Here is a 1,247-nt window from a genome sequence, read left to right on the forward strand (position 1 = left end):
CAACGCATTACGTTCAGTTGTGGGCTGCGTCCGTTATCTGTCGATGAAGGGGTTGCGTACATCAATAATCGCTTAGACAAAGCGGGCAATGGGTCGCACATTTTCTCCATTGAACAGAAAAAAGCGATTTGGCGTTCTGCTATGGGCATACCAAGGTTAATCAACCAAATTAGCCATAAAGCTTTGTTAGCTGCGTTTAACGACCGTTGTACCTTACTGAAAAATCATCACGTTTATGCGGCCATGCACGATACGTTTGATGCCCGTAAACCTAAGTTTAAAACACCCGTATTTTGGGGATGGAGTCAACCTTGAGTGCCATCAATAAAGCATTATCTGAACTTGCTGAAAAAACATCACCGAGTGAACTTACTCGTGCTGAGATTCCTAATGTCTCACGCAGTAAGCCTTGGCTGTGGTTGGTTGCTGGTTTTTCATTAAGTCTTGCCGTCGGCGGCTGGGCTGTGTCCCAAGGCCCTACACCTTCGGATGAGTTCACATCGTTCCAACCAAGCGCAACGCAACCTTTAGAAACCAGTAATGCTGACCGTCTGGCATCTTCTCCTACCAATAAGATGACGCCAGAAACCAGTAACGTGGTTTATTCTAAACCTGTAGAAAAACCGCAAGCTGTTGCAGCATTACCAACGCCTCAACCTAGTGAGGGCGTATTTGGTTCACGTGCGGATGCGGATATGAGTTCAGACGCTCCGATGCTGATCGCGCAAGTAGCGAATGCACCGAGCAATACGACCACCAATTTGGTTCAAGAGAGTTCAATGCGCATTGAGCAAGTTGAACTTTCACACCGTCAGTTATCGTTGAAAGCGATCAGTCGAGCAGAAAAAGCCATTGATGCAAACGATATGGAAACGGCGCTTTCTGCTTATACCGAAGCATTGCGTTATGAGCCAAGCAATATCGAAACGCGTCAAAAGCTGGCGGCGCTTTATTTCGGTAAAGGGGATACCAGAAAGTCTTACGAAATCCTCCAAGAAGGCATCAACCTTGATAAGGATAACCAACCACTAAGACTCGCGTTGTCGAAGCTATTGGTTAAAGCCAATCAGCCTTCTGCGGCACTGAGCCCACTGGTTCACTTGCCTCCAATGCCGAGTCGAGATTACTTGGCAATGCGCGCAGCCCTTGCGCAGAAACAAAAGCAAAACGACATCGCATTAGAAAGCTACCAGCTACTGACTCAACGCGAGCCAGACAATGCTCGCTGGTGGCTTGGTTTGGCGATT

At 47.6% G+C, this 1,247-nt stretch carries 1 protein-coding gene and 1 pseudogene; both read left to right on the top strand.

The features are described 5' to 3' along the window. Nucleotides 1-315 (top strand): annotated as a pseudogene (locus tag R7070_RS25635) (MSHA biogenesis protein MshM); the annotation flags it as partial. Next, a partial coding sequence (locus tag R7070_RS25640; RefSeq protein ID WP_318141444.1) for a tetratricopeptide repeat protein occupies nt 312-1,247 on the top strand: 936 nt, incomplete at its 3' end. The pseudogene R7070_RS25635 and the gene R7070_RS25640, both read left to right, overlap by 4 nt.

The sequence above is a fragment of the Vibrio sp. 1557 genome (assembly GCF_033340175.1).
GTDB classification, from domain to species: Bacteria; Pseudomonadota; Gammaproteobacteria; order Enterobacterales; family Vibrionaceae; genus Vibrio; species Vibrio alginolyticus.